The organism is Longimicrobiaceae bacterium (genome assembly GCA_035696245.1).
GTDB lineage: Bacteria > Gemmatimonadota > Gemmatimonadetes > Longimicrobiales > Longimicrobiaceae > DASRQW01.
Genome location: DASRQW010000189.1, coordinates 1 through 21,028 on the forward strand (window position 1 = coordinate 1; position 21,028 = coordinate 21,028).

At 71.1% G+C, this 21,028-nt stretch carries 23 protein-coding genes and 3 tRNA genes; 12 read left to right on the top strand and 14 right to left on the bottom strand.

Annotation, left to right across the window (positions count from 1 at the left end; translation table 11 throughout):
* Positions 1–271 precede the first annotated feature (271 nt).
* The 11 genes from VFE05_08960 to VFE05_09010 all read right to left on the bottom strand — a co-directional run bounded on the left by VFE05_08960 (position 272) and on the right by VFE05_09010 (position 7,228).
* Positions 272–347: transfer RNA gene (locus VFE05_08960), tRNA-His, on the bottom strand.
* A gap of 56 nt (positions 348–403) precedes the next feature.
* A tRNA-Arg gene (locus tag VFE05_08965) sits at positions 404–477 on the bottom strand.
* Positions 478–489: 12 nt separating this feature from the next.
* Positions 490–564: transfer RNA gene (locus VFE05_08970), tRNA-Pro, on the bottom strand.
* Between the two features lie 15 nt (positions 565–579).
* Positions 580–1,230: a non-canonical purine NTP pyrophosphatase gene (locus VFE05_08975; protein HET6230187.1), complete on the bottom strand. Its 651-nt coding sequence runs from the start codon at positions 1,228–1,230 to the stop codon at positions 580–582.
* Complete coding sequence (gene rph, locus VFE05_08980; protein ID HET6230188.1) at positions 1,227–1,949, bottom strand: ribonuclease PH; 723 nt, start codon at positions 1,947–1,949, stop codon at positions 1,227–1,229. Before rph ends, VFE05_08975 begins: the two co-directional genes overlap by 4 nt.
* Positions 1,946–2,446 carry a D-glycero-beta-D-manno-heptose 1-phosphate adenylyltransferase gene (gene rfaE2, locus VFE05_08985; protein ID HET6230189.1) on the bottom strand — a complete coding sequence of 167 codons (501 nt, stop codon included), beginning with the start codon at positions 2,444–2,446 and terminating at the stop codon, positions 1,946–1,948. Before rfaE2 ends, rph begins: the two co-directional genes overlap by 4 nt.
* Positions 2,443–3,414: a hydroxymethylbilane synthase gene (gene hemC / locus VFE05_08990; protein ID HET6230190.1), complete on the bottom strand. Its 972-nt coding sequence runs from the start codon at positions 3,412–3,414 to the stop codon at positions 2,443–2,445. Before hemC ends, rfaE2 begins: the two co-directional genes overlap by 4 nt.
* Positions 3,411–3,950, bottom strand: coding sequence for an LPS assembly lipoprotein LptE (lptE, locus tag VFE05_08995; GenBank protein ID HET6230191.1), 540 nt, complete (start codon positions 3,948–3,950; stop codon positions 3,411–3,413). The genes hemC and lptE overlap by 4 nt, the downstream gene beginning before the upstream one ends.
* The gene (locus tag VFE05_09000) at positions 3,898–4,488 is read right to left on the bottom strand and encodes a hypothetical protein (protein ID HET6230192.1); all 591 of its coding nucleotides are present in this window, start codon (positions 4,486–4,488) and stop codon (positions 3,898–3,900) included. Before VFE05_09000 ends, lptE begins: the two co-directional genes overlap by 53 nt.
* A 209-nt stretch (positions 4,489–4,697) precedes the next feature.
* Positions 4,698–6,794, bottom strand: coding sequence for a peptidylprolyl isomerase (locus VFE05_09005; GenBank protein ID HET6230193.1), 2,097 nt, complete (start codon positions 6,792–6,794; stop codon positions 4,698–4,700).
* Between the two features lie 2 nt (positions 6,795–6,796).
* On the bottom strand, positions 6,797–7,228 hold the full coding sequence (locus tag VFE05_09010) for a thioesterase family protein (GenBank protein HET6230194.1): 432 nt from the start codon (positions 7,226–7,228) through the stop codon (positions 6,797–6,799).
* A gap of 291 nt (positions 7,229–7,519) precedes the next feature.
* Here VFE05_09010 and VFE05_09015 point away from each other — a divergent pair, with 291 nt between their 5' ends.
* A complete protein-coding gene (locus tag VFE05_09015) occupies positions 7,520–8,272 on the top strand; it encodes a UDP-2,3-diacylglucosamine diphosphatase (protein ID HET6230195.1) in 753 nt (250 codons plus the stop codon).
* A 143-nt stretch (positions 8,273–8,415) separates the two neighbouring features.
* On the opposite strand, the gene murI is transcribed toward VFE05_09015, so the two are convergent.
* Both murI and VFE05_09025 read right to left on the bottom strand, forming a co-directional pair.
* A complete protein-coding gene (gene murI / locus VFE05_09020) occupies positions 8,416–9,204 on the bottom strand; it encodes a glutamate racemase (GenBank protein HET6230196.1) in 789 nt (262 codons plus the stop codon).
* Complete coding sequence (locus VFE05_09025; GenBank protein HET6230197.1) at positions 9,201–9,809, bottom strand: DUF5683 domain-containing protein; 609 nt, start codon at positions 9,807–9,809, stop codon at positions 9,201–9,203. Before VFE05_09025 ends, murI begins: the two co-directional genes overlap by 4 nt.
* A 438-nt stretch (positions 9,810–10,247) precedes the next feature.
* Here VFE05_09025 and VFE05_09030 point away from each other — a divergent pair, with 438 nt between their 5' ends.
* The 4 genes from VFE05_09030 (at position 10,248) to add (ending at position 14,345) form a co-directional block, all read left to right on the top strand.
* On the top strand, positions 10,248–12,023 hold the full coding sequence (locus VFE05_09030; GenBank protein ID HET6230198.1) for a 5'-nucleotidase C-terminal domain-containing protein: 1,776 nt from the start codon (positions 10,248–10,250) through the stop codon (positions 12,021–12,023).
* A 31-nt stretch (positions 12,024–12,054) separates the two neighbouring features.
* Positions 12,055–12,210, top strand: coding sequence for a hypothetical protein (locus VFE05_09035; GenBank protein ID HET6230199.1), 156 nt, complete (start codon positions 12,055–12,057; stop codon positions 12,208–12,210).
* Positions 12,211–12,385: 175 nt separating this feature from the next.
* Entirely contained in the window at positions 12,386–13,111 is a 726-nt protein-coding gene (locus VFE05_09040) for a rhomboid family intramembrane serine protease (protein ID HET6230200.1), read from the top strand.
* A 196-nt stretch (positions 13,112–13,307) separates the two neighbouring features.
* A complete protein-coding gene (gene add / locus VFE05_09045) occupies positions 13,308–14,345 on the top strand; it encodes an adenosine deaminase (protein ID HET6230201.1) in 1,038 nt (345 codons plus the stop codon).
* Positions 14,346–14,481: 136 nt separating this feature from the next.
* Here the strand turns inward: add and VFE05_09050 are convergent, their stop codons facing one another.
* Entirely contained in the window at positions 14,482–15,210 is a 729-nt protein-coding gene (locus tag VFE05_09050; protein ID HET6230202.1) for a helix-turn-helix transcriptional regulator, read from the bottom strand.
* Positions 15,211–15,235: 25 nt separating this feature from the next.
* On the opposite strand from VFE05_09050, the gene VFE05_09055 reads away from it, so the two are divergent.
* The 7 genes from VFE05_09055 to VFE05_09085 all read left to right on the top strand — a co-directional run.
* Positions 15,236–16,456 (top strand): hypothetical protein, encoded by a 1,221-nt coding sequence (locus VFE05_09055; protein HET6230203.1) that lies wholly within the window; start codon positions 15,236–15,238, stop codon positions 16,454–16,456.
* Complete coding sequence (locus VFE05_09060; protein ID HET6230204.1) at positions 16,453–16,854, top strand: antibiotic biosynthesis monooxygenase; 402 nt, start codon at positions 16,453–16,455, stop codon at positions 16,852–16,854. Before VFE05_09055 ends, VFE05_09060 begins: the two co-directional genes overlap by 4 nt.
* 545 nt (positions 16,855–17,399) lie before the next feature.
* On the top strand, positions 17,400–18,314 hold the full coding sequence (locus VFE05_09065; protein ID HET6230205.1) for a phosphoribosylaminoimidazolesuccinocarboxamide synthase: 915 nt from the start codon (positions 17,400–17,402) through the stop codon (positions 18,312–18,314).
* Positions 18,311–19,180, top strand: a complete 870-nt coding sequence (pssA, locus tag VFE05_09070; GenBank protein HET6230206.1) for a CDP-diacylglycerol--serine O-phosphatidyltransferase — start codon at positions 18,311–18,313, stop codon at positions 19,178–19,180. The genes VFE05_09065 and pssA overlap by 4 nt, the downstream gene beginning before the upstream one ends.
* Positions 19,177–19,443, top strand: coding sequence for a phosphoribosylformylglycinamidine synthase subunit PurS (purS, locus tag VFE05_09075; protein HET6230207.1), 267 nt, complete (start codon positions 19,177–19,179; stop codon positions 19,441–19,443). The genes pssA and purS overlap by 4 nt, the downstream gene beginning before the upstream one ends.
* On the top strand, positions 19,440–20,135 hold the full coding sequence (gene purQ / locus VFE05_09080; GenBank protein ID HET6230208.1) for a phosphoribosylformylglycinamidine synthase subunit PurQ: 696 nt from the start codon (positions 19,440–19,442) through the stop codon (positions 20,133–20,135). The genes purS and purQ overlap by 4 nt, the downstream gene beginning before the upstream one ends.
* Before the next feature lie 22 nt (positions 20,136–20,157).
* Positions 20,158–21,028 (top strand): hypothetical protein (locus tag VFE05_09085; GenBank protein ID HET6230209.1); only part of this gene is annotated, 871 nt, incomplete at its 3' end.

Below are 21,028 nucleotides of genomic sequence, written 5' to 3' on the forward strand. Positions count from 1 at the left end.
GACCCCCGCCTTCCATCTCCAGTGGAGCCCGAAAGAATAATCCCTCAACCCCCACCCGTCAACCCCTCCCCACCTCTTCCATCGCTCCGCGTTTCCCAGCCGCGTCACACCGGCTTTCGCGAGGGGCCACTATGATACACCGGCCCATCTTGCTCGTCAAGGGCGCGTAACGGCCGGTCACGATTCGTCTTCCGACGCGGACGTGCCGATGCGATAGCCCCACACAAATAGCGAGCCCCCGCAGCTCATGACGAGCCGCGGGGGCTGCTCAGGGTGGAAGACGGGGCTCGAACCCGCGACCTCCGGAACCACAATCCGGCGCTCTAACCAACTGAGCTACATCCACCATGAAGCGGAGAACCGATCCGCCAGCCTGCACCTGCCCTGCAACGACGTCCTACAGCGCGCCAGATAGGACTCGAACCTATGACCTACGGCTTAGAAGGCCGTTGCTCTATCCAGCTGAGCTACTGGCGCCCAACTCCAGAATCGGGGCGCCCGGATTCGAACCGGGGACCTCCTGCTCCCAAAGCAGGCGCGCTAACCGGGCTGCGCTACGCCCCGATCGAGCGGTAGAAACTAAGCCGCGCCCTGCGGTCCGTCAACCCCGCGCCGGAGCGCGTCGGCGGCTTTGCGGACGGCTTCGCCCCGATGGCTGATCAGGTTCTTCCGCACCGGATCCAGCTCGCCGAACGTAAGTCCTTCCTGCGGAAGGTAGAAGAGCGGATCGTAGCCGAAGCCGCCGGTGCCCCGCGCCTCTGGCAGGACGCCGCCGGGCGTGGTGCCGCGGAAGACCATCTCGCGCCCGTCCGGCTGCACGACGGCGGCGGCGGAGACGTACTGGCCGCCGCGCTCCCCTTCCCCTTTGTCGGCGAGCAGGCGAAGCAGCAGTTCGTTGTTGGCGCGGTCCTGCGCGAGGCCGCGAAGCTCCGGACCCTGCGCGAAACGGCGAGAGTGGACGCCGGGCCGCCCGTCCAGCGCATCGACGCAGATGCCGGAGTCGTCCGCCAGCGTCAGCTCGCGCGTGCGCGCGGCGAAGTAGCGCGCCTTGGCGAGGGCGTTCTCCTCGAACGTCTCAAACTCCTCCAGCGCGTCTTCCTCCGGCGACTCGGGGATGCCGGCATCGTCGAGGCCTATGATGTCGAACTCCGGGTAATCGGCGAGGATCTCGCGTATCTCGCGCAGCTTGTCGGGGTTGCGGCTGGCGAGGACGAGCCGGCGGCGCGTCACGGGACGGCGGCGCGCTGGGCGGCGACCAGGCGGCGGATGCTGCCGCTCATCATCTCCACCAGGTTCGCGAGCTGCGCGGGGGAGAAGTCGGTGCGCTCGCCCGTGCCCTGGATCTCGATGATGCCGCCCGTCTCGCGCGCGACGACGTTGAGGTCCACGTCCGCGTTGGAATCTTCCGAGTAGTCGAGGTCCAGCAGCGTGCGGCCGCCCACGATGCCGGCGCTGACGGCGGCCACGAACTCGCGGAAGGGGGATCCGGCGAGGCCGGCCTTCTGCTGCACGAAGCGGCAGGCGTCGTAAAGCGCGACGGCGCCGCCGGTGATGGAGGCGGTGCGGGTGCCGCCGTCGGCCTGAAGCACGTCGCAGTCGATGGTGATCTGCCACTCGCCCATGGCCTTCATGTCCACGCAGGCGCGCAGGCTGCGGCCGATGAGGCGCTGGATCTCCTGCGTGCGCCCGCCCACCTCCTTGCGCTCGCGGCGGTTGCGCTCGTGCGTGGCGCGTGGGAGCATGGCGTACTCGGCGGTGACCCAGCCTTCGCCGCTGCCCTTCTTCCACGGCGGCACGCCCTGCTGGACCGACGCGGTGCACAGCACCTTCGTCTTGCCGACGGTGATGAGGCACGAGCCCTCGGCATACTCGTTGACGCCGCGCTCCAGCGTGAGGGGGCGCGCCTGGTCGTCCGCGCGGGCGGCGAAGCGCGAGGGGGTGTCGGTCATCGGTTGCTTTCCTGGCTCTGGCGCTGGAGGATGGCGGTGGTGGAGCGGCCCGGGACGAGCGGCGCGACGACGACGCGCCCGCCGGCGGCGATCACCTCTTCCGCGCCGATGATGGTATCCACGGTGTAGTCGCCGCCCTTGATGAGCACGTCGGGCAGCAGCGCGGCGATGAGCTCGCGTGGCGTGTCCTCGTCGAAGACCGTGACCGCGTCTACCGAGGCGAGGGCGGCGAGGACCAGCGCGCGGTCCTCTTGCGGGTTCACGGGACGCGGCGCACCCTTGAGGCGGCGGACGGAGGCGTCGTCATTGAGGCCGACGACGAGGACGTCGCCCAGGCTGCGCGCGGCGGCCAGGTACTCGACGTGGCCGCGATGCAGGACGTCGAAGCAGCCGTTGGTGAAGACGACGGTGCCCGTGCGCGGCCGGCCGAAGCGGCGGACCAGCTCGTCGCGCGTGAGCACCTTGTCGAACAGGACGGAGACGGGAGATGCGCTCACTGCGTATCCCCCGTCTCGTCGTCGTCCGGCGCGTTGGCGCGGATGCGCTCCAGGATGTCTGAGGCGCCCTGGCTCTTCAGCGACTCGGCGGCGCGGAGGCCGATGGCGCGCGCCTCATCCACCGTACCCGACTCGGAGGTGCGGATCACGCGCAGGCCGTCGAGGTCGGCGACGAGGGCGTGGAGCGCCAGCCGCTCTCCATCTACCGAACCCAGCGCGCCGATGGGGATCTGGCAGCCGCCTTCGAGGGCGCCGAGCAGCGCGCGCTCCGCCGTGGTCGCGGCGGCGGCACAGGCGTCGTGCAGGACGGCGAGGCGGGCGAGGACGTCGGGGTCGTCCGTGCGGGCGACGACGGCGAGGGCGCCCTGCCCCACCGCGGGAAGCCACGCGTCCGGCTCCAGGTACGCGGAGACGCGGTCCGCCCAGCCGAGGCGGAGGACACCCGCGGCGGCGAGGATGATGGCGTCGTAGCTCCCCGCGTCGAGCTTGGCGAGGCGCGTATTGAGGTTCCCGCGGAGGTCGTCCACCCGCAGGTCGGCGCGGGCGGCCATGAGCTGCGCGCGGCGGCGAAGCGAGCTGGTGCCCACGCGCGCGCCGGAGGCAAGCGCGGCGAGCGAGGACGCGGCGATGCCGTCGCGGGCGATGAGCACGTCCCGCGGATCCTCGCGGGTGGTGACCGCGGCGATGACGAGGCCGTCCGGCAGCCGCGTGGGCACGTCCTTGAGCGAGTGGACGGCCAAGTCGGCGCGGCCGGCGAGGAGCGCTTCGTCCAGCTCCTTGGTGAAGAGGCCCTTGTCGCCGATCTTCGCCAGCGGCACGTCGAGGATGCGGTCGCCCTTGGTCTTCACCACATCTACCGAAACGTCGATGGACGGATCGGCGGCGCGGAGGGCGGCTTCGACGGCGTGCGACTGCCAGAGGGCGAGCTGGCTTCCGCGGGAGACGATGCGGAGCGTGGCGTTGCTCACCACTGCGACTGCGCGCCCTGCGTGATCTTCGACACGATGTCGCGGATGGCCTTGCCGCGGCCCACGTCTACCGACTCGCGGTTGGGGTTGTACGTGCCGACGGACGAGATGGACCCGGCCTTCCACAGGGGGCGGTCGCCCTTCACGTCGTAGATCTCGGCCTGGTAGCTGATCTGCACCTCGGCCTGGAGCACGTCGATGCGCCCGTCGTTGTCGGTGGGGCGCACGTTGGCGGAGACTTCTTCGTAGCTCGTGATGCGGCCGCGGATGATGGCGTCGGCCGCGGTGCGCGAGGCCAGCCGCACGCCCAGCTGCCGCGGAAGCTCGGTCTGCAGGGTGCGCTGCACGTCGGCGCTCACGCTGGCGTACGGCGTGTCGTTGTCCCACAGGTCCACGTACACGGTGCGGACGTTGGATGGCAGGCCGCCGCCGGTGAAGTGGTAGATGCAGCCCGCGAGCAGCAGCGGGAGCGCGGCCAGCAGGCTAAGCGCCCGCGCCGCCCGGGTTCCAGGTCTCGTCTGGGAAGGATGCGACATCGGTGGACGACTCGGTCGTGAGGGTCAGGGTGCGGTACGCGGCCCAGTCGCGGTATTCCGTGCGCTGGAGCGCGCCGCCGCTGCCGTAGGTGAGCTCGATGGATTCGCGGAGGCCGCCGCCCACCAGGCGGCGGACGCTGCGCAGGACGCTGCCGCGCGACTTGAACTCCAGCGTGGCGCCGTCGGCCGCGGCGTAGCGGAGGACGGTGTCGCTGCCGGACGGCTTCGCGTCCAGCAGCCGCGCGCCCGCGGGCGGGCGGACGACGCCCAGGGCGCCCCAGAGCAGCGCGGGCGACGGGAGCGGCACACGGTCAGCCACGTTGGCGGGCACGCGCGGCGTCTCGCCCACGAGCGCTGCGGCGAGATACGTCTCGCCCTGCGGGCCGAACAGGTCCAGGCGGATGCGGTCCGGTGCGGCGACCCGAGCGACGCCGCGGCCGCGGAACTTGGCGCCGGCTTCGTCCAGCTGCCAGGCGAAGAGAACACGCTTGGGCGACGAAGGCTGCGTCGCGGCCTGGAGCTGTTGCGCGAGGACCATGGCGACAGCCGCGCTTCCGCCTGTGCCGCCTTCCGGAGGCGCTGCGGTGCTTCCGCTTCCGCTCGTCGCTTGTGTGGAGGCGGACGGAGGCGATGAGGGCGTCGTCTCGGGCGCGGGGCCGGTCGCGGGCGCGGCCCGGCCTCCGCAAGCGGCGGCGAGGGACAGCGCCAGCGCATATAGAGATGTCGTGCGGACGTTTCGGTGCATGCTCAGCGAACCTCTTCCACTCGGATGATCCGGTCGCCCTGGACGACGCGGTCCACCACGTCCATCCCCCGCACCACGCGCCCGAACACGGTGTAGCCCGCGTCCAGGTGCGGCTGCGCGGAGTGGGTGATGAACCACTGGCTACCGCCCGTGTCGGGACCGGAGAGCGCCATGCCCAGCGTGCCGCGCGCGTACGGCTCGCGGTTCAGCTCGTCGCGGATGGCATACCCCGGACCGCCGGAAGTGTCCCCCCGCGGATCGCCGCCCTGGATGACGAAGTTGGGCACCACGCGCGGCCATTCCTGCCCATCGAAGAAGCCGCGGCCGGCAAGCGCGAGGAAGCTCTCCACCGTGAGCGGCGCGACGTCGGACAGCAGCTCGACCTCGATCTCGCCGCGGTTGGTGACGATGCGGGCGTGGCGGCGCGCGCGGCCGGCGAGCACGGAGGCGACGTCTTCGCGGACGATGCGCTGGTACTCGGCGGCGGGGCGATTCGGCTCGATGGGGAGCGGCGGACCCCACGCGGCGGCTAGCGTGTCGCCGAACGCGGCGGCGGCGTGCTGGCGCGCGAGGTAGTCGTCGGGGCGCTGATAGCGGGCGAAGAAGGAGCGGGCAGATGCGTCCGTCGTCGCCTTGCGCATGGCACCGAGGGCGTCGATGGCGGCGAGGGCGGCGTCGTCCACCGTGTCGGCCTGGGCGCGGCCGTACGCGTCGAGCACGGCGGGAAGGGTGGACGGGTCCGCGAGCGTGCCCAGCGCGCCGAGGGCCGTGGTGCGCACCTGCGCGTCGCCGCTGCCGAGCGATTCCACGAGCAGCGGCTGGAGCGGCGCAAGGTTCTTCCCCGCGGCCTCTACGACGGCGCCGAGGACGGTAGATGCGACGCGGCCGTCGCGGTCCCGGACGAGGGCGAGCGCCTGTGCGTTGTACGCGGCCCCAAGCGCGGCGAACGCCTGCCCCGCGGCGGCGCGGAGGCGCCACGACGGATCGGCCGACCACGACGTGGCGACGGAGGCCGCATCGGACGGGCTGGCGGTGACGAGCGCCGCGAGGGCGGCGGTGCGGATGCCGACCGGGCGCGAGGCATCTCCCGTGGCCGTGCGCAGGTCGGGCGCGGCGGCGGCGGCTTTCGTACCGAGGCGAGCCAGCGCTTCCGCAGCGACGAGCGCCTGGTGCACGTCCGAGCCGCCGAGCAGGCGGCGCAGCGCGGCGATGGACTCCGCGCCGGCGTGCGTGCCGAGGGCGCGTGTGGCGTTCACGCGCACGGCCTGGTCCGCATCCACGGTCCCGCGCAGGAGAACGGCGAGCGCGGCCGGGGCGCCGACGGAGGACGAGTCGGCGAGAGGCGCGGTCAGCGCGCGGACGGCGAAGGAGCGAACCCGCGCATCATCATCTCCCGCAACGCGGTACAGTGCCTCGGCGGAGCGCGGGTCCGGGCGGCGGCTCAGGGCGTATGCGGCACGCCAGCGAATCTCCGGGTCCGTGCTGGCGAGCCACGCGAGGATGGGAGAGACGTCCGCCGGGCGCGGGAACTTCCAGACGGCGAGGAGCGCCGGGCCGACGGCGGCGACGCGATTCGGTCCGGCGACGCGGACGGTGCGGAGGAAGCCTTTCACGGCAGCGCGAGAGGCGGCCGTCTTCAGCTTTCCGAGCGCCGCAGCAGCCTCGCCGACGACGGTGGGGCGGCTGTCGATCTGCCCCGCGTCGAGGAGCGCCGCGAGGGCGGGGACGGCGGCGGTGTCGCCCATCTGCCCCAGCGAGAACGCGGCGGAGGCTGCGACGGCGGTATCCGCATCGCCCAGCATCTGCACGAGCTGCGGGACGCCGCGGCGGTCCTTGATGCGGCCGATGGCGAGCGCGGCGCGCTGGCGAATCTCCGCGTTCGGCGCAGCGGCGTACGAGGCGAGCGCTGCCGCATCGTACTCACGGCGGTCCTCCAAGCGCAGCAGCGCCGCAGCGGCGTCGAGGTCAGCCGCGTCGGACAGCAGGTGGCGCGCGGAAATCGCCGCGGGCGCGGACGAGCCGGCCGGGCGCGGAACCGTGGCGCAGCCGGCGAGCAGGAGCGTGGTCGCGGAGACGGCGAAGATGCGGTGCGGATGCATGGCTACCCGTTCCCGAGTGCGGTGCGGAAGGCATCCACCAGGTTCGGCGGAAGGGTGCGCGTGCTGCCCGATCGGTCGATGGCGATCAGCGAGGTCGACGCGGTCGCCAGCTTCTTCGTCCCGCCGTCTTCATCCACCCGCCAGACCGTGTAGCCGAAGGTGACGGCGCGCGAGCGGACCTGCTCCAGCCGCGCCTCCACGCGGATCAGGTCGTCGTAGCGCGCGGCCAGGTGGTAGCGCAGCGACGCGTCGGAGACGGCGAGCATGATGCCCTCCTTCTCCACGTCGGCGTACGACTTCCACAGCTGGCGAATCAGCTCGGTGCGTCCGATCTCGCACCACGGCAGGTAGTTGGCGTGGTACACGATGCCCATCTGGTCCGTCTCCGAGTAGCGGACGCGGAACTCGACGGTGCACGCCGGCTGGGATGCCATGGGTTTCGGAAGCGCTGGACGGGGTGGGCGTTGGGCGTGCTCGCGAGGGGCGAGCGCCGGGCGGGATAGTACCGGCGCGCGATGGGAGTGTCAAACGCGCGGCGAGCGAGCCTGGCGGTTGAAACCGCGGCAACGACGGCGCAAAGTCCGCCTGCGCGGACTAACGGCACGAGGCGGCGGGGAGCGCGTCAGGCTTCGGCGGGAGCCGGCGCGGCGGCGAGGGTCCCATCGGCCGACGACGTGGGAGGCGGTATTGTGGGCGGGTGGGGCGCGGACTAGCTTTTCGCGCCTATGGAGAAACCCGTCATCATCGTATCGGACATACACCTGGGCGCCGTGCCGGAGCGCACGGAGCGGGCGTTCCGCGAGTTCCTGGGCTGGGTGCAGCGGGAGGGCAGCGAGCTGCTCATCAACGGCGACCTGTTCGACTTCTGGTTCGAGTACCGCACCGTCATCCCCCGCAAGCACTTCCGCGTGGTCGCGAAGATCGCCGAGGTGGTGGAGGCGGGCGTGCCGGTGACGTTCATCGGCGGCAACCACGACGCTTGGGCGGGCAGCTTCCTGAGCGGCGAGGTGGGGATGCGGCTGCTGGACGGGCCGGTGGAGATGACGCTGGCCGGCCGCCGCACGCTGGTGGCGCACGGCGACGGCGTGGGTCGCGGCGACTACAAGTACCGCGCGCTGCGGAAGGTCATCCGGCACCCGGTGTCCATCGGCGCGTTCCGCATTCTGCACCCGGACCTGGGCGGGCGCATCGCGGGGATGGCATCCACCACGAAGCACAAGGCGGGCGGCGAGGAAGCGGCGGCACGTGGGCGCGCGAGCTTCATCGAGGCGTGGGCGCGGGAACGGCTGGCGGAAGATGCGGGGCTGGACCTGGTGGTCGCCGGCCACGCGCACGTTCCCAGCGTGGTGGAGGCGGCGCCGGGGCGGTTCTACGCGAACGCCGGCGACTGGATCCGCAACTACACGTACCTCGTCCTGCGCCCCGGCACATCCGCGCCCGAGCTGCACACGTGGCCGGTGGATGGTGAGCAGGGTTGATGCGCGGCGCCTCGATGTGAGGCGGAGGGGTGATCCGTCGAACGATGCTTCGGGGGATGAGCGGCGGTCCAGAACAATTTTCGCGGCGGACGCAGCGGATGCGATAAATCGCACCCCTACATGTGGTTAGGTTGTAGTGGGTGTCAGACGTCGAGGTGGGCGACGGGGATGGGGGCGCCCCAGAGGCGTTGGACGACGGGGGCGACTTCGGCGGGGGTGGCGGTGGTGAGGACGCGGATAGAGCCGTCGCCGCCGGTCTCCAGCAGGCCGGCCTCGTCCAGCACGCGCTCGGTGCGGCGGGCGATGGCGGGACCGCTGTCCAGCAGCGTGACGTGCGGCCCGAGTGAGGCCGCGATGGCCTCGCGGACGAACGGGTAGTGCGTGCAGCCCAGGACTACGGTGTCCACGTCCGCATCGCGCAGCGGACGGGTTAGCGTGTCGAGGGTGACCCCGAGCGCATCTCCTTCCAGCAGGCCATCTTCCACCATGTCCACCAGGCCGGGGCACGCCTGCGCGACCACCTCGACGCCGGCGGCGTGGTTGGCGAGCAGGCGCGCGAAGCGGTCTGAGCGCAAGGTGCCAGCGGTGGCCATCACGCCCACCCGGCCGTTCTTGGTCTGCGCGACGGCAGGCTTCACCGCGGGCTCCAGGCCGATCACGGGGATGGTGAGCACCTCGCGCAACTGCTCCAGCGCGGCGCCCGACGCGGTGTTGCAGGCAACGACGAGCACCTTGGCGCCCGCGTCCTGAATCCACCGGCCGATGGCGAGGGTGCGGGCGCGCACCTCTTCCAGCGAGCGGTCGCCGTACGGGCACCAGGCGGTGTCGGCCACGTAGAGCAGGTGCTCGGCGGGGAGGTGGCTGCGGATCTCGCGCGCGACGCTCAGGCCCCCCACGCCCGAGTCGAAGACGCCGACCGGGCGCGCGCTCACGGCTTCTTCCCCACGGGCACGCTGCCCTGGACGACGACGCCGTCGCGGGTGGGCATGGCGCCCACGTGCGCGTCGAAGTCGGCGAGGTGGGCGGCCACGAACGCATCGGCGCCGGAGAAGAAGAACCAGAAGGCCGAGAGGGTGATCCAGTCCTCGCGCTGCGCCAGGCGGCCGCGCACCAGCGGGGTGTTGGTCGTGCTGTCCTGCGCGCCGGATGCCTGAAGGTCGCGCTGGAGCCGCTGCGCCTGCCGGAGCCGCTGCTGGGACTTGTAGACCATGAAGAGGCTGCCGGTCTCCAGCCCGAAGTAGACGGCGCCGCGGCCCGGCGAGCCCAGCTTGGACTGGCCCCAGCCGGGCAGGACCAGCGAGTGCAGGAACGCGCTCTTGGGGCTGATGCGGCGCCGGCCCAGCGAGTCGCGGTACAGCGTGTCGCCCGCGGCTGCGCGGCGCGATGCGGCGGCCTCGGCGGCGGCGCGGCTGGATGCGGTGGTCACGCTGTCGCGCCCCGCGGGCCGCGCTACGGGACGCGTCGGAACGGTGTCGACCACCACGACCTGCGCCCGCACCGGCGCGGCGGCGAGCGCGAGGGCGCAGGCGGCGAGCAACGGTGCGAGGCGAAGGGTCGGGCGGGTTCGGAGACTGAAGTGCATCGCGTGTGGGACGGGGCGAGTGCGTGTGTCGGCTCGGGTCGTGCGCGGCCGGTGCAAGCCGTGGTCCGCCGCGCGTGCTGGTACACTGCGCGCCGGACGAAGATTCCGCGCCGGCGCTGCATCATCATCGCGCGTTGGCCGCTGGCACCAACCTAGCGGATGCGCGGGGGCTCGCAACCGTCCGCCGCCGGGATTTGGCCGCGGCGGGCGAATGTACGTGCCGCGGCCGTGCATCAACCGATCGACGCGTCACGGCGACGCTCCCCGTTCCGTCGCGGCTTCGTTCGATCAGGCTCGACGTTGGAAGATGGTGATCGACGGTAGATGAGCGGCGGTGGCGCTCGTCAAGTGCAAAACGGATGGACGCTCTCCAACACAACGGATCGACGGTAGATGCTCAAGCTCGATATCGGCCGAATGCTCTTCCCCGCCCTGCGCGCCGCGCCGGTGGCCGCTCTCTGCGCATGCGCCGCGGGGCCGCGCACCGATCCGCATCCCCCGAGCCCGTCATCGTCCACGCCTTCGGCAGATGCGCCTGCCGCGCGCGTGGAGGCGAGCGGAACGCTGGTGCTGGTGGGGACCACGGACACGCACGGCTGGCTGCTGCCGTACGACTACTACACGGGGCGGGAGACGGAGAACGGCCTGTCGCGCCTGGCGCCGCAGATCGACAGCATCCGCGACGCGAACCCGGGCCGCACGGCGCTCTTCGACTCCGGCGATCTGCTGCAGGGCACGCCGCTGGACTTCGTCTACTCTCGCAGCGCCCCCGGCGAGGTGCACCCCGTTGCGCTGGCGATGAACCTGATGCGGTACGACGCGGCGGCCATCGGCAACCACGAATTCAACTACGGCATCGACCACCTGAACGAGGTGGCGGGCCAGATGCGCTTCCCGCTCATGTCCGCGAATGTGTTCCGCGCGGGCACGAACGAGCACGCATACGAGCCGTACACGCTGATCGAGCGGAACGTGGGCGGGCGGCCGGTGCGCATCGGGATCACGGCGGTGACGCCGCCGGGCGTGGCGATCTGGGACCGCGACCGCGTGGCCGGGCGCTTGGACTTCCGCGACATCGTGGCGAGCGTTCGGCCGGTGATCGCGGAGATGCGGTCGCGCGGCGCCGACGTGATCGTGGTGACGGCGCACAGCGGTCTGGAGGGCAGCAGCTACGACACGGCGGCCACGCACGTGCCGGTGGAGAATGCGGCGGCGGACATGGCGCGCCAGGTGCCCGGCATCGACGTGATCTTCCTGGGCCACACGCACCGCGAGCTGGCGGACACCACCATCGGCACCACGCTGCTGACGCAGGCGAAGAACTGGGGCACCTCCATCGCGGTGGCGGACGTGGGCGTGGAGATGCGGGGCGGGCGGTGGCGGGTGACGGAGAAGCACGGCAAGATCCTGCGCCCGCGCCCCGGCGCCGACTCGCCCGAGCTGCGCGCGGCGCTGGCGGAGGCGCACCGGCGCACGCAGGGGTACGTGGGCCGCCGCATCGGCACCTCCACGGCGGAGTGGACGTCTACCGACGCGCGGGTGCGCGACACGCCGATCCTCGATCTCATCAACGACGTGCAGCGGCGGGTGACGGGCGCCGACCTATCCGCCGCGGCGGCGTTCTCGCTCACGTCGCACATCCCGCGCGGACCGGTCACGGTGGCGGACGTGGCGGGCATCTATATCTACGACAACACGTTGAAGTCCATCCGCATTAGCGGGGCGCAACTGCGGGCGTTCCTGGAGAAGAGCGCGGAATACTACCTGCCCTGCCCCGGCGGCTCGTGCCCGCGCGTGACGAGCACGACGGTGCCCGGCTACAACTTCGACGTGGTGAGCGGCGTCGACTATACGATCGATCTCACCAAGCCTGTCGGGCAGCGGATCACGCGCCTGGAGCGGAACGGGCGGCCGGTCGCGCCAGCGGACAGCTTCACGATGGCCGTGAACAACTACCGCGCGAGCGGCAGCGGCGGCTACTCGATGCTGATCGGCGCGCTGGTGGTGTACGACCGCGGCGAAAGCATCCGCGACCTGATGATCGCCGACATCCAGCGCCGCGGCACGCTTTCGTCGGGGGACGTGTTCCGGAAGAACTGGGAGATCGTCCCCGCCGCCTTGGCCGAGCGCGCGCTGGCGGAGCAGAACGCCGAGGCGCAGAACAAGTAGGCGAAGATCCAGGAGGGGCAGAACGAGCAGGGTGAAGAACAGCCAGGCGGCGAACACGCACGTGAAGAACATTTTAGGCGTCGGCATCGCCCTGGCGGCTAAAGCCGCGGGCTACGACCGCGCGGACCCCGCCTGCGCGGGCTGCTGCCGGGAGAAGGTCGCGGCTCGGAAGCGGTGTCGTGCGTGAAAGGACGAGGGCGGATGGGTTTCCGCCGCTCCTGTCAATCTCCGGGATCGTGCGCACGGCGGCGGCTTGCCGGGGGATCGATTCCCGGCAACACCGGGCTTGCAGGCTACGCCGGGCCGCGTCATCCGATGGACGTTGCGAAAACCGAGGGCTGAGATAGAGAGGGAGAAGCCACGTGATCCCGCTGAAGGACGAGAACCCGACGGAGATCACCCCGTTCGTAACGATGCTGGTCATCGGCCTGAACGTGGTGGTGTGGTTCCTGGTGCAGGGCGCCGGGTCCGAGCCCATGCTGCGCGCGTCGGTGGCGCACTTCGGCACGTACCCTTGCGAGCTTACGGGCGTCTGCTCCGCGCATGCGTGGAGCACCGGGTGGGCGTCGCTGCTCACGTCGATGTTCATGCACGGCGGATGGGAGCACATCATCGGCAACATGCTGTTCCTGTGGGTCTTCGGGAACAACATCGAGGATAGCATGGGCCACCTGCGGTTCGTGGTCTTCTACCTCGTATGCGGGCTGGCGGCGGGGCTGGCGCACGTGGCGCTCTCGCCCGCGAGCGACCTGCCGACGGTCGGGGCGAGCGGCGCCATCAGCGGCATCATGGGCGCGTACATCGTGCTGTATCCGCGCGCCAAGGTGCGCACGTGGGTGCCGCCCATCTTCATCTGGAACCTGCCCGCGTGGGTGCTGCTGGGATGGTGGTTCGTGGTGCAGCTTCTGGGCGGGCTGAGCGCGACGGGCAACCCCGGCGAGAGCGGGGGCGTGGCCGTGTGGGCGCACGTGGGCGGCTTCGTGGCGGGCGTAGCGCTCATCCACCTGTTCCGCGACCGCACGCTGGTGCGCGCCAAGCGGGCGGGCGTGGTGCTGCCGCCGGACGAGGTGGCGCGCCACGAATGGTGAGCGTTAGGTTGTGCGCGGGGATCGCGAGGCTCCGCAAGCCCTCGCCCGCCCCGCCCTTCCGCGCCCCGCCCGCCGGACCGCCCACGCGGCCAAGGTCCGGACGCACGGTGCCGCTGCCCACGCAGCGGCGCTTTTCTTAGGCGGCAGCCGGGAGACGCGCGGCGGTGAACGCACACACCGCACGGAAGGATACACGATGGCGAGAGAGGTCACGCGCGAGCTGCTGCACCGGCTGCCCAAGGCCGAGCTGCACGTTCACCTGGACGGGTCGCTGCGGCCCGAGACCATGCTGGAGCTGGCGGCGGAATACGGAAAGCCGATGCCGGCGGAGGATGCTGAGGCGCTGCGCGACTACATGCACGTGCAGGACGCCCGCAATCTCGTGGAGTACCTGGCACGCTTCGAGATCACGCTCTCCGTGATGCAGACGGCCGAGGCGCTGGAGCGGATCGCGTACGAGCTGGCGGCGGACCTGGCAGAGGAGAACGTGAGATACGCGGAGATCCGCTACTCGCCCATCCTGCACACCGCCGGCGCCATGCCGCTCACCGAGGCGGTCGACGCGCCCCTGCGGGGCCTGAAGCGCGCCGAGGACGAGCTGGGCATCCGCACCAGCCTCATCATCTGCGGCATCCGCAACATGGACCCGGGCACCTCGCGCGACCTGGCGGACCTGACGGTGGCGTACAAGGACCGCGGCGTGGTGGCCTTCGACCTGGCCGGGGCGGAGTACAACTATCCCGCGAAGAAGCACAAGGACGCCTTCTACACCGTCATCAACAAGAACATGGCGGCCACGATCCACGCGGGCGAGGCGTACGGGCCCGAATCCATCCACCAGGCGCTGCACTACTGCCAGGCCGACCGCATCGGCCACGGCACGCGGCTGTTCGAGGACCCGGACCTGATGCGATACGTGAACGACTTCCGCATCCCCATCGAGATCTGCCTCACCAGCAACGTGCAGACGCGCGCGGTCGCCACGTTCGCGGACCACCCGGTGCGCCAGTACTACGACGAGGGCCTGGTGCTCAGCCTGAACACCGACAACCGGCTGATGAGCGCCACCACGGTCACCGAGGAATACTGGCGCGCGCACCAGCACCTGGGCTTCACCTGGGACGAGCTGGTGAACATCGCGCTCATGGGCTTCGAGAGCTCCTTCCTGCACCGCGTTGACAAGAACGCGATGACGAAGAAGGTGAAGCAGGAGATCGAAGCACTTACGGCGTAACACGGTAGATGTGAACGCATCGAGTCGTTTCGATGCAAGAACGGCGGTCCCGGCGAGAGATGGCATCTCGCCGGGACCGCCGTTTCTCTGTTCGATTCCGGCCGCTCACCCTCTCGGCGGGTGAGCGGACGGCAGATCACATCAGGTGCGGATGCTCGATGAACGACTCGCCGCGCGGGGAGAAGACGACAGTGCGGCTCCCGGCCACCCGCCGCGCGTAGCCCAGCGCGAACAGCCGCTCGAGCAGCGCCGCTCCGACTCCGCCTGCGAGGTGCGTTCGGCGCTCGCTCCAGTCCAGGCACGGCCGGCAGAGCGGCCGCCGCCGCGCCCGTAGCGCGCCAAGGTCGACACCCATCGCCCCGCACCACGCCGTTCCTTCCGCCGACAGCGCGACCGAGCCGTCGTCCCCGCCGATCAGCCCCAGCTCGCGGAGGCGGTCGAGCAGGCGCACCGCGGCTTCTCCCGCGAGATGGTCGTAGCAGACGCGCGCGCGGCGCAGGCTCTCGTCGCGGAGGCCCGTCCGCACCGCGCCTCCACGTCCGCGCGGGGCGATGCTCATCAGCTGCTCCAGGATGGCCGCCACTTCGGGGGCGCCGATGCGGAAGTAGCGGTGGCGGCCCTGCTTCTCCATCGCGACGATGCCTTCGGCCGTGAGGCGCGAGAGGTGGCTGCTGGCAGTAGATGGCGTGACGCCGCCGCTCATCGCCAGCTCCGTCGCGGTGAGCGCGCGTCCATCCATGAGCATCATGAGCATCCGCGCGCGCGTGGGATCCGCAATCGCGCCAGCAACGGAAGCGAGGTTCGGCATGTCGTCCATACTTCGATGGTAGCCGAAGCATGGGCGCGGCGCAACCATCATCTTCATCTCGCCACCTCAACCGAGCGAGACGATGATCCAGCAAGCCGCGCCCCTGAGCACCCCCGCCGATCCGATTGACGCCGCGACGCACCTTGATCCGTCCGACTACTACGCGCACCTCGCCGAAGAGCGGCCATTCTACCACGACCGTGCGCTCGGCGCCTGGGTCGCATCCAGCGCGGCCGCCGTGGCGGAGGTGCTCGGTCACCCCGCCTGCCGCGTTCGTCCCGAGTCGGAACCAGTTCCCCTCGCGCTCGCCGGCACACCCGCAGGCGAGATCTTCCGGCACCTCGTCCGGATGACCGACGGTGAGGCCCATTGCCCGCTGAAGCACGCCATCACTTCCACTCTCGACGCGCTCGATCCACACCGCGCGGTAGAGGTGAGCGCGAGGTGGGCCGAGCGGCTGGCCCGCGGCATCGGCCCAGCATCGGACGCGGCCGAACTGATGAAATTCGCCTACACACTCTCGCCTTACATCGTCGGCAGCCTGCTCGGCATCGCGGACATGGCGCTTGCGGACGTAGCGGATGATGTCGGGCAGGTCGTCCGTTGCATCTTCCCTGGCGGGACTGCGGACCAGATCGAGCGTGGGATCCACGCAGCTGCGCGCTTGGACGAGCGTTTCCGGGCGGCGCTGACGGAAGCGAGCGAGGATACGCTGCTCGGTCGGCTCGCCGCGGGGATGCGGCAGGTCGGCATCGTCTCTCCGGACGTGGTCATCGCGAACGCGATCGGCTTCCTCGCGCAGGGTTACGACGGGACGGCGGGGCTGATAGCGAACACGCTCCTCGCGCTCGCCCGCGCGCCGGAGATGTGTGCGGGCGTGGCGGACGCGCCGGAGCTGCTCGCGGGCATCGTCGCAGACGTGCTCCGGCGCGAGCCGACGTTCCAGAACACGCGGCGGTTCGTCGCAGAGCCGACGCTCATCGCAGGCCAGCAGTTGCAGGCGGATGATGTGATCCTCGTCCTGCTCGTCGCAGCGAACAACGATCCGGCCTCCGCCCCAGCATCCGCGATGGGAAGCGACGCGACCGCATCTACCAGCTTCGCGTTCGGTGCGGGTCTCCACGCATGTCCAGGAAGCTCACTCGCGCAGACGATCGCGACCGCTGCGGTGGCGCGCCTGCTGGCGAACGGCGTCGATCCCGCGCGGCTCGATCCGCATCCACTCTACCGTCCTTCACCGAACGCGCGCGTGCCTATCCTCGCGTGGCGAGACGAAGCGCCGGACGCGGAGGCACAACGATGATCGCCGTGATCTTCGAGGTCGTACCGGCCGACGGGCGTCGGCAGGAGTACCTGGATATTGCCGCGTCGCTGCGGCCGCTGCTGGACGGCATCGACGGATTCATCTCCATCGAGCGGTTCGAGAGCCTGACCCAGCCGGGGAAGATCCTCTCGCTCTCCTTCTGGCGCGACGAGCAAGCCGTGCAGCACTGGCGCCGCCTGGAAGAGCACCGCGCCGCCCAGACCCGCGGCCGCGCCGAAGTGTTCGCCGACTACCGCCTCCGCGTCGTCCACGTCCTCCGCGACTACGGCATGTTCGACCGCCCCCAAGCCCCGAACGACAGCCGCGCCTTCCATGGCACCGAGGACAGCGCCGCCTCGCCATCATCCCCTGAACCACCACCGCCGCTCCGCGTCTAAACGCTTCCGTCACAACCAGTTATTCCCTCTCCAGCTTGGGGATGAGAGGCCGAGGGAGGGGCATCCTCCCGACCGCCAACCATCTACCGAATCGCGAATCGCAGGTCTCCAGGCATTCGAGATAGCCCGGCGGGCCTGCGATTCATCCGCACGCTGCGTTGGCCCAGCCTGCCGAGCTACGCCATCGCGGGCGATCCGGCGAGCACGCCTTCCGCGGCCTCGGCACCGGCGAGCGTGCTCGCACCAGGCGCGGGGAAGCTCTCGGTGAATGGCGCGGTGGCCGCCGGCGCCACTCGGAAGCTGGGAATACGAGCCCCCGTGCTCCCGGAAATGCCGACGGCGCGGAGAGCGCGGTGATTCGAACGTCCCCTGGTACGGAGCGATGCGGACGCGGGGCGGGAGATGGCAGGCGGCGGATCGAAGCCCCGTCACCGGCGGCGCGGTTGCTTGCCCGAGGGGACGATGCGCGCTACTTTTTCGGCCTCAAGCCCCCTTCGACCTGAAACGGAGCGACGGCTCTGGCTGAGACGATAGCGAGTACCGACCTGCCCCTTCCGCTGCTGGTGCGCGGCAAGGTGCGCGACGTGTACGACTTGGGAGACGCGCTGCTCATGGTCGCCACCGACCGTGTCAGCGCGTTCGACGTTGTCCTCCCCGACGCCGTGCACCGCAAGGGCGAGGTGCTCACGCTGCTCTCCGCCTGGTGGTTCGCCCGCACGGCCGGCGTGGTGCCCAACCACCTGCTGTCCGTCGATCCCGACCGCATCTCCAGCCTCTACCCGGACCTGGCGCCACATCGCGACTCGTGGGCGCGCCGATCGATGCTCGTGCGCAAGCTGCGGCCGTTCCCGGTGGAATGCGTGGTGCGCGGCTACGTGGCCGGCTCCGCCTGGAAAGAGTACCGCGGGAGCGGCACCCTGGCGGGCGAGCCGCTGCCGCACGGCTTGGTCGAATCCGCCCGTCTGGACCCGCCCGTCTTCTCCCCCGCGCGTAAGGCGGCGGAAGGGCACGACGAGAACATCACGTTCCGGCAGATGCGGGAGATGATCGGCGGCGAGGCGGCGGACCGGCTGCGCGAGGCGAGCTTCGCGCTGTACGAGCGCGGGCGCGACCTGGCCGCCGAAGCCGGCATCATTATCGCCGACACTAAGTTCGAGTTCGGCACGGACGCCGGCGGCACGATCCGGGTGATGGACGAGGTGCTCACGCCGGACTCGTCGCGCTTCTGGCCGGCGAACGCGTACGCCCCGGGCCGCGGGCAGCCCTCGCTCGACAAGCAGCCCTTGCGCGACTGGCTGGAAGACCTGGCCGGGCGCGGGCTGTGGGACAAGCAGGCGCCCGGCCCGCATCTGCCGGACGAAGTGGTGGACGAGACCTCGCGCCGCTACCAGGACGCCTTCCGCCGGCTCACCGGCACCTCGCTGGACGACTTTCCCCTGCACGCACCGGAGAACGAATGAACGCCACCAGCCCCCGGCGCAGGCTGCGGCGCGGCGTGGTCATCCTGCCCAGCGCCTTCACCATCGGCAACCTTTTCCTGGGCATCTGGGCCATCGTCTCGGCCTCGCGCGGGAACTTCGAGTTCGCGGGGTGGCTCATCGTCCTCGCCGCCGTGGCCGACATGCTGGACGGGCGCGTGGCGCGCTTCACCGCCACCGGCACCGCGTTCGGCGAGGAGCTGGACTCGCTGGTGGACGCCATCAGCTTCGGCGTGGCGCCCGCGCTCATCATGTACTTCCTCTTCTTCGTGCACGAGGGACCCTGGAGCTGGATCCTCTCGTTCATCTACATCGTGGGCGCCATCTGCCGGCTCGCGCGGTTCAACATCGAGCAGGCGGGCACGGCGAAGACGGCGTTCCACGGCCTGCCCTCGCCCACGGCGGGGGTGACGCTGGCGACCTACTACGCGTTCACGCAGACCGACGTGTTCGCGCGCTACTTCAGCCGCGTGAACGCGCCGCAGTTCGCCTCGTGGCTCATGATCGCGCTCGCCGGGCTGATGGTGAGCAACGTGCTCTACCCCGTCGTGCCCAAGTTCGGGCTGCGCACCTGGGGCGGGCGCATCGCCATGCTCGTCGCGGTGCTGATGCTGGTCGCGGCCTTCATGGTCCCCGAGCTGTTCTTCTTCCCGCTCGCCATCGCGTACATCGCGTGGGGCCTTCTGCGCACGGTGGTGGAGGGCTTCCAGGAGCGGCTGCCGGACCGCGACCCGCTGGTGGACGAGGACGACGACGACGAGGCGCGCGAGGTGGCGTACGAGGACATCCACCCCACGCGCCGCATCCGCCCGGACGGGCGGCCCCACGAAGACGAGGTGCAACCGTGAGCGACTTCCGGATCGAGGTCCGCGTGACCCCGCGCAGGGGCATCCTGGACCCGCAGGGCAAGGCCGTGGGCGGCGCGCTGGCGTCGCTGGGCTTCGGCGAGGTGCACGACGCGCGCGTGGGCCGCCTCATCACCTTCGGCCTCGAAGCGCCGTCCGAGAGCGAGGCGCGCGAGCAGGCCACCGCGATGTGCCGGCAGCTGCTGGCCAACCCCGTGACGGAAGATTACGACGTGCGCGTGGCGGCGGCGGAGAGCGGGCGATGAAGCTGGGCGTGGTCACCTTCCCCGGCTCCAACTGCGACTACGACTGCTACAAGGCCGTGCAGGAGGGGCTGGGTGTGGAGGCGGTCTACCTCTGGCACAAGCAGCATGACCTGGAGGGAGTGGATGCGGTCTTCCTGCCCGGCGGCTTCAGCTACGGCGACTACCTGCGCGCCGGCGCCATCGCCGCGCAGAGCCCCATCATGCGGGAGGTGCGCGCCTTCGCCGAGGCGGGCGGGCCGGTGGCCGGCATCTGCAACGGGTTCCAGATCCTGTGCGAGTCCGGGCTTCTCCCCGGCGCCCTCGTCCGCAATCGCTCGCTGAAGTTCATCTCCCGCCCCGTGCACCTCCGGGTCGAGCAGTCGGAAGCGCCGTTCACGTCCGAGTACGCGGTGGGCCAGGTCCTCACGGTGCCGATCGCCCACGGCGAGGGCTGCTACCTGGCGGACGACGAGACGCTGGACGAGCTGGAGCGCACCGGCCGCGTGGTCTTCCGCTACTGCGACGCGGCGGGCGAGGTGACGGGGGATGCGAACCCGAACGGATCGGCGCGGAACATCGCGGGGATACGGAACGTGGCAGGGAACGTGCTCGGCATGATGCCTCACCCCGAACGTTCGGTAGATGCGCTGCTGGGCGCCACCGACGGGCTGGGTCTCTTCCGCTCGCTGATGGGCCACCTGGCCACCCGCTGAAGCCGCAACCCGTGAGGTCCGCATGAGATACGCGATCGCCGCAGCCGTGCTGGCCCTGGCCTCCGCCGCGCCCGCCGCCGCGCAGTCCGCCACCATCCGCGCGGGGATGACTGGCGAGCAGGTACGCACCGCGTTCGGCGCGCCCGCACGCACGCGCGAAGCCGACGGCTGGACGTACCTGTTCTACGCCAACGGATGCGCTGTCCGCTGCGGATCGGACGACGTGGTGATGCTGGAGGACGGACGCGTGGTGAGCGCCGTCCTGCGCACCGGCACCCGCCGCTTCGAAGGCTCCGCGGCGGCCTCCGCGCCCCCCGCCGTCCGCGGCCCGGCGCCCTTCCCCGACGCCGCTCCCGCCCCGCGCCGCCGCGCCCGCACCCACGCTCCCGCGCGAGCGACGACCGCGCGCGCAACCTCCCCGCGTCCGAGCAACTCCGCCCGCGCGACGACGGCTGCTCCCGCGGCTACGCGGCCGGCGTCCGCATCCGCGACGCGGACGCCCGTGCCCGCGGCGAACGCACGTGCACGGGCAGCCGCGCCGGGGCAGCGCCTGCCCGACGGGTCGATCCAGATGCCCGTCCGCCGCACCACGCCGGCCGCGTCCTCCACCCCCGCATCGTCGGGCGCGAATACGTCCGCAGGACGCGCGACGCCGGCGCCGACGCGCACGACGCGGCGGAGCACGCCGCCCGCGACCGTGGGCTCCATCCGGCTGACGGTGCCGACGGAGAGCGGCGGCAGCATCCAGGTGGGCGTGCCCACGCAGGGTGGCATCCCCGCGGCGCGCACCGCACCGCCCGCGGCCTCGTCGTCCGGCCGCGCGAGCGGCGGCAGCGTCGAAGCGCGCACGGTGCCCACCGCCACCGGCGGGATCCAGCCGGCGCAGGGACTCC